General features: G+C 42.6%; 8 protein-coding genes. 6 read left to right on the top strand and 2 right to left on the bottom strand.

Translation table 11 applies throughout. The features are described 5' to 3' along the window. Positions 1-123: 123 nt before the first annotated feature. Positions 124-447, bottom strand: a complete 324-nt coding sequence (locus GX654_09165) for an SDR family oxidoreductase (protein ID NLD37027.1) — start codon at positions 445-447, stop codon at positions 124-126. Positions 448-606: 159 nt separating this feature from the next. On the opposite strand from GX654_09165, the gene GX654_09160 reads away from it, so the two are divergent. The 6 genes from GX654_09160 (at position 607) to GX654_09135 (ending at position 5,706) form a co-directional block, all read left to right on the top strand. Continuing rightward, positions 607-1,482, top strand: a complete 876-nt coding sequence (locus tag GX654_09160) for an ABC transporter substrate-binding protein (protein ID NLD37026.1) — start codon at positions 607-609, stop codon at positions 1,480-1,482. Between the two features lie 27 nt (positions 1,483-1,509). After that, entirely contained in the window at positions 1,510-2,400 is an 891-nt protein-coding gene (locus GX654_09155) for a solute-binding protein (protein ID NLD37025.1), read from the top strand. A 100-nt stretch (positions 2,401-2,500) separates the two neighbouring features. Beyond that, positions 2,501-3,196 carry an ABC transporter permease gene (locus GX654_09150; protein ID NLD37024.1) on the top strand — a complete coding sequence of 232 codons (696 nt, stop codon included), beginning with the start codon at positions 2,501-2,503 and terminating at the stop codon, positions 3,194-3,196. A gap of 3 nt (positions 3,197-3,199) precedes the next feature. Beyond that, positions 3,200-4,207 carry an ABC transporter ATP-binding protein gene (locus GX654_09145; GenBank protein ID NLD37023.1) on the top strand — a complete coding sequence of 336 codons (1,008 nt, stop codon included), beginning with the start codon at positions 3,200-3,202 and terminating at the stop codon, positions 4,205-4,207. A 12-nt stretch (positions 4,208-4,219) separates the two neighbouring features. Beyond that, the gene (locus tag GX654_09140; GenBank protein ID NLD37022.1) at positions 4,220-5,137 is read left to right on the top strand and encodes a helix-turn-helix transcriptional regulator; all 918 of its coding nucleotides are present in this window, start codon (positions 4,220-4,222) and stop codon (positions 5,135-5,137) included. 59 nt (positions 5,138-5,196) lie between these two features. Continuing rightward, on the top strand, positions 5,197-5,706 hold the full coding sequence (locus GX654_09135) for a hypothetical protein (protein ID NLD37021.1): 510 nt from the start codon (positions 5,197-5,199) through the stop codon (positions 5,704-5,706). Between the two features lie 77 nt (positions 5,707-5,783). On the opposite strand, the gene GX654_09130 is transcribed toward GX654_09135, so the two are convergent. After that, entirely contained in the window at positions 5,784-6,758 is a 975-nt protein-coding gene (locus GX654_09130) for an OmpA family protein (protein ID NLD37020.1), read from the bottom strand. Positions 6,759-6,980: the final 222 nt, after the last annotated feature.

The raw sequence follows: 6,980 nt of genomic DNA, 5'->3' as shown, positions 1-6,980 counted from the left end.
TTTTTTTCAAGCCGTTCTCCTCTGTATCTGGGATTAAATCTTTTAATATACTAATAATCCCTTGCCTCTACCAGAGTGGCTCAATTCTTAACGACCATTTTTGGCTCAATTTATCACGACCAGCTACCTCCAGTCTTCAATGGATACATTATCCAGTGTTCCACGTACTCCAACAGCAGCATTATTAATAAGGATATCGATATTCCCGAACTCATTAATTGCCCTCTCTTTCATGGCGACAACATCTTCATCCTTTGCCATGTCGCAGGCAATAACAAGGGCCTTTTGCCCGATCTCCTCAATTTTACCCTTTACCTCTTCCATGTTCTTCACATTCCGTGAGGCAAGTACTATATCCACTCCCTCTTTTGCGAGCAGAATAGCAATGCTGCGGCCAATGCCACCTGATGAACCTGTCACAACAGCTGTTTTATTTTTAAATTCCAAGTTGTCCTCCTTAATGTAAAATACATATATCAGGACTGACATAATTAACTGTAATTAAACTTTATTTGAAAAATAATCAAGAGCCTATTGGATTATCAGATGAAAAGGGTAGTAATTTATGGTAATAATCTTTATTGAAAATAATGTCCGGAGGCAATCATGAAATTCAGTAGAGGGTTACTATGTCTATTCCTGTCACTAACTTTTATAGGTTTAACAGGCATATTACATGTGAGAGGAGCTGAGAAGTCAGGAGAAACATATGGAAATGGAAAAATTACAATAACTCTCGCAACCGGAACCCCAGGTTCCCTCGGCCTTGTTAAATCTCTGGCAGGGCCCTTCTGCGCTAAAAACAATTGCAGGATCAGGTGGATCAACATGGGGAGTGGGGAATCCCTTGAAGCGTTAAAAGCAGGTCAAGCCGATATAATAATGGTGCATGCACCTGATGCTGAGAAAAAGGCGGTTAATGCGGGCTGGGCAGTTAACAGGCAATTGATTGGCGGTAATGAATTTTTTATTCTTGGCCCTGCCTCTGATCCTGCGGGAATAAGGGGTTTAAGCTCTGTAACAGAGGCTTACAAAAAGATTGCTGAAGCAGGCGCACTTTTCTTTACCAGGAATGACAATTCCGGCACCCACAAAAAGGAGATGATGATATGGGAGATGGCCGGTATAAAACCTTCCGATCCATGGTATGTGGCTACAAATACCTTTATGGAGCCAACCCTTAAGAGGGCCGATGATGAAAAGGGGTATTTTATGACCGATTCCAGCACCTACTATGCAATAAAACAGGGTGTGAAAAACCTTGAGATACTTTTAAGGGGAGACCTGGTTTTAGTTAATGTCTATCACATAATGAGTGTGCCTGAAGAGAAGAGAAAAGGAGATATATCCAGGCTGCTAACAGGTTTTATCGGGTTTGTAATATCTGATGAAGGTCAGAGGATCATTCGTGAGTTCGGTATACCTGAGTATGGTGTCCCTTTGTATATGGATGCAAAGCAGGCTGGCTCTGCTGCGAAGTAATATTTTTATTATGAAAGGAAAAATAAGATGAAGAGATATTTTATAAATCTGTTGATCTTTATATCTGTTTTTGCCCTGTCGACCCTTACATCAGGCGCAGACAAGATGATTACCATGTCCACAACAACAAGCACTGAAAATTCAGGGCTCCTTGATGTGCTGCTACCGGCGTTTACTGCTGACACAGGGATAGAGGTCAAGGTAATTGCCAAGGGGACAGGGGCTGCAATAAAGGATGGGATGGACGGAAATGTAGATATCATTTTTGTTCATGCAAAGGATCGTGAAGAGAGGTTTGTTGCTGAGGGTTATGGGGCATACCGTCTTCCAGTAATGCACAATGATTTTGTCATTATAGGCCCTGCAAGTGATCCGGCAGGAATAAAAGGAGTAAAAGAGGCATCTATTGCCCTAAAAAAAATTGCAGACAAAAAGGCCCCTTTTATTTCAAGGGGCGATGATAGCGGTACTCATGTAAAGGAACAGGAGATCTGGAAAATATCAGGGGTAACCTTGAAGAATGAAACAAGGGATGTCATATCAGAGGGAAACAGGAAGACCATCACCTTTCAATATCCTGATGGCATTGGTGAATGGTACTATTCCATTGGCCAGGGCATGGGAAAGACACTCACATATGCAGAAGAAAAACAGGCATACTCTATAACAGACAGGGGCACCTATCTGAAATACAAGTATGGGAGGGCAGAGGGGTTTGATCTTGAGATCATGGTTGAGGGTGATCCTGCTCTTTTTAATCCATACGGCATAATACCTGTAAGCCCTGAAAAATATTCACATGTAAAATTTGAACTGGCAGAAAAATTTGCAAAGTGGCTTGTATCTGAAAAGGGACAGAAGATTATTGCAGAATACAAAATAGAGGGGAAGCAGGCATTTTTCCCGGATGCAAGATAGATGAAAAATATATTCATATTTTACCACAGATAAAGAGGAAGGAGATGAAGAGAGGCGGGTTGTAAGGACATCTATGACCGTGCAGTTCTGATATGGGCCTATGACTTTTTTTACAGACAGTTTCAAATCAGCCATTCTGCTCATAGTTTCTCTGGACAGGGAACTGCTGGAGATTATTGCTGTATCGTTGAACGTCAGTTTTTTTTCCACTATTATAGCAGGTCTAATAGGGATCCCTGTGGGGTTGCACATTGCCATGAGGGATTTTTATCTTAAACGGTTCGTAATCACATGCCTTAACACCCTGCTTGCGCTTCCTACTGTGGTGATAGCCCTTCTGGTATATACATTCATCTCAAGAAAGGGGCTTCTTGGTTCCCTTGATCTGCTCTACTCCCAGAAGGCCATAATAATAGGTCAGGTGATTCTTATATTTCCTATCCTTACAACCTACACGATCTCTGCTGTAAGCAGGATTGAGGAGCGCTACAGGAAAACAGCATTTACCCTTGGGGCGAATATGTTCCAGACCGCTCTAGTTGTTATGCGTGAGGCCAGATTTGCCCTTCTGGCCGCTGTTATTATTGCCTTTGGCAGGGTGATTGCCGAGGTGGGCATAAGCATGATGTTAGGTGGCAATGCAAAGGGCTTTACCCGCACCATGACAACAGCAATGGCACTCGAGTATGACAAGGGGGAATTTGTGCTGAGTGTCGCACTAGGGATGGTGCTTCTCTTAATAAGCTTTTCTGTAAATGTTATCCTGAATTATTTCCAGGGGAAGGGAAGGGGATAGAATATGCTTTACAGGCTCGGAAACCTTGTTAAGAGTTATGATGGGAGAAAGGTGCTTGACATTGACAGGCTTTCGATTGAAAAGGGGCTGATATACGGGCTTATAGGCCCTAATGGCGCTGGTAAAACTACACTGCTTGAGGCGCTGGCATTTCTGTTAATGCCTGATAAAGGGGAACTATTTTATAATGATATAAAGGTGAATAATAAAAAGTCACTGCATCCTCTTCGCAGGGAGGTAGTCCTCTTACAGCAGCAACCAGTAATGCTTTCCATTTCTGTTAAAAGAAACGTGGAGTTCCCCCTCAAGATAAGGGGTGTTGCAAGAGACAGAAGAAAAGCGGTGGCTGATGAGTTGCTTGCAATGGTAGGCATGAGCGGGTTTGCAGAAGCTCCTGCACATAAACTCTCCGGCGGTGAAACCCAGAGGGTTGCAATAGCAAGGGCACTAGCCTGTTCGCCTTCTGTAATACTGCTTGATGAACCTACAGCAGGTGTTGATATAGAAAATCGTGTTGGTATAGAAACCATTATAAGAAGGATTAACAGGGAAAAGGGTATATCGATCATATTCACATCACATGACATGCTTCAGGTAGCAAGGCTTGCGGATGAGATCATATATATAAATAACGGGCGGGTTTCTGACTCAATCCATGAGAATATATACAGCGGAATAATTAAAAGCAATGAAAAGGGCAAATATGTTATTATCCATGACAGTCTCAATATCCCGATAGATTTTGCCAGGGAGGAGGGGCATTGCAGGGTATCCATTAACCCCCTTAAGATCAAAATTATTAGACAGATGAGGGTCAATAGTGCTGACGGGCAGATTATCAAGGGGAGGCTCATGCAGTTGACCAGCGAAGGGGAGATGGTCAGGGTGCTTGTTGATACCGGTGTTCCCCTGAGCCTTATAATAGATAAAAATAACGAATCCATGTCAGGGCTCATGGTCGGGGAGACTGTTTTTCTTGAATGCCCTAAAGAGAGTATAGAATTTATTTAAGGAGGCAGCCTAATGGTAAGTAAAATCATGCTTAATACAAGGCAGGTGGCCGAATTTCTGGATATAAATGAGAAGATGGTCTATTCTCTTATTACAGAGAAGGGGCTTCCTGCCACCAAGGTAACCGGCAAGTGGTTATTTCCTAAGCACCTTGTTGAACAGTGGCTTGAGGCCAGCACGATCAATTATCCAAAGGCAATTAATCCTCTGCCGCCGTATGATGGTATACTTATTATCTGCGGAAGCAATGATCTTTTACTCGAAAAGACCATTTCTCTATATAACAGGCAGTTTCCCGGACATGCGGCTGTATTCGGGAACATGGGCAGTCTGGGAGGTTTAAGGTCATTAAAAGGCAGCCTCTGCCATATTGCATCAAGTCATCTGCTTGAGGAAAATGAAAAGGAGTACAATTTTGATTTTGCACATAATGAACTGGGGCAGCTCCCTGCCATTGTAAATTTCTGCAGGAGGGAACAGGGCATTATTGTAAAGAAGGGAAATCCGAAGGGTATAACCGGGATCATGGATATAAAGGAAAAGGGGCTCAGGATTGTCAACAGGCCAAAGGGTACAGGAACCCGCCTGCTGCTGGAAGGAGAATTGAAAAAGGCGGATATTGATACTGCTAGCATACCCGGATATGACCTGGAGGTTGAACGGCATATTGATGTGAGCATCGAGATATTATCAGGCCGGGCAGATGCCGGACTGGCTATTAAGGCCGCTGCATCGCTGCTTGATCTTGACTTTATCCCCCTGCGCATGGAAAGATTTGACCTTATAATGCACAAAGAGAGGTTTTTTGACAAGGGTATACAGATGTTTCTTGGACTGTTAAGATGTGACGCGTTTAAAGGTATGGCTGAAGAACTTGACGGGTATGACCTTAGTATTACTGGTGAGATGGTTTACCCACAGCAGGGATAAAAAGCAGAACCAACCCCATGCTGTTAAAGGTATATAATAATTATATGCGAGGTGATCCCATGTCCAGAGAGCAGAACAAACGCAGGATAAAAAACCTGCTTGTAAATCAAGGTGTCCAGCACAGGGTAATAGCAGTTAATCTCCTGTTTATGATTCTTGTTATATTTATTACCATGTCAATCATCTACTCCCACCTTCTGGAAAGAGAATATGGCTCTGAGGGTATATGGAATTTTGTCTTTGGGGAGTTTACAATAACCCTTTCGCTCAAACTTATATTTCTTTATTTACTGCTTGTATTGACCTTTTTTTTCTCCATTATAGCCCAGCTAAGGATGACTCACAGGGTGTGCGGGCCGCTTGTGAATTTCTGCAACACCTTTAAACGTATTTCAGATGGTGACTTTTTAAGCGGGATTCATCTGCGAAAGGGTGATCTGCTCAGGAAAGAGGCAGAGAGTTTCAATGAAATGATTACAAAGATATGTGAACTGGTGAGTGAATTAAAGCTTGAAAATGAGCGTCTGAATTCAGCAATCAGGACTGTTGAGAAAGATCATCAATTATAGAGTGCATCACAAAAAGGGGGTTGAACAATTTATGTCCAACCCCGCTGTTTTTTACGATTAGCAGTAGTTACAGCTTATTACCAGACAGGTGATAGCTGTACCCTTCTGTTGGCCTGTCTGCCTTCGTCCGTGTCATTTGATTCAGTAGGCTTTGTTTCGCCATATCCCTTTGAAGAGAGTCTGGATTTATCTATGCCTTTGTTACTAAGATAATCCATAACTGCCTTTGCCCTTCTTTCAGAGAGCTTCATGTTGTGCGCATCTGATCCAAGGCTGCATGTGTGCCCTTCAATTTCAATACCAAGGGCTGGATTTTTATTGAGTATAGTAACAATCTTGTCCAGTTCATAATGAAACGCCGGCTTTATAGTCGCCTGGTTAATTTCAAAAAGAACACTGTTCAATACCCAGCATCCTGCCTTATTAACTGTTGCGCCCTCGGGTGTCTTCGGGCATTCATCCTTGTCATCAGGCACACCATCCTTGTCATCATCTAAAACTATTGGGCAGCCGTCTGCATCAACCTTTACACCCGCCGGTGTTCCTGGGCATTTATCCTTATCATCTGTTACACCATCTCCGTCAGAGTCAACCGGGCATCCGCTCGCATCGACCTTTACTCCTGCCGGTGTTCCAGGGCATTTATCCTTGTCATCGGTTACGCCATCGCCATCAGAATCTTTCGGGCAACCCTTGTAATCGACAGGTACCCCTTTTGGTGTGTCAGGGCACTGATCAAGCCTGTCAACAACACCATCTCCGTCACTGTCAACATCAACCACCTCTGCTACCTTTACAGGCGCCTCATCGCAGTTTTCAGTCAGTGCACCAATTAAACCGCCTATAACTGCTCCTGCTGCCATACCTGTAAGCAGCCCCTTATGGTCATCATCACCTCTTTCACCATGATCCGAAATAGCCCCTGCTGCCCCCAATGCATATGTGCCAATAAGCGCCCCCTTCATCCATGAATTTTTACATGTACAACCTGAGATAATAAAGATGGATGCTATTAATAAAACTAATGCACTGCTTCTAAATACTTTTCCCATATGATGTTCCTCCTTTTAGTTAAATGAATGAACAGATGTAAAAAACCCTGTTACGACAAACAACAGCAAAATAATTTAATGTAAATATTTCTCTTCTTAATTAAAAAATGTTAGCAATGTAAAAAAACGAAATGTATGCTTTCTATTTTATAGCTTGAAATAAAAAATGCAAGTTATTAATTAAAAAAAATAGTAGTTCATAAATAATGCGATTTTTATTTT

Origin of the sequence: Desulfatiglans sp., assembly GCA_012513605.1 — a bacterium.
Lineage (GTDB): Bacteria > Desulfobacterota > DSM-4660 > Desulfatiglandales > HGW-15 > JAAZBV01.
This window is presented reverse-complemented; position numbering and strand designations above follow the sequence as displayed.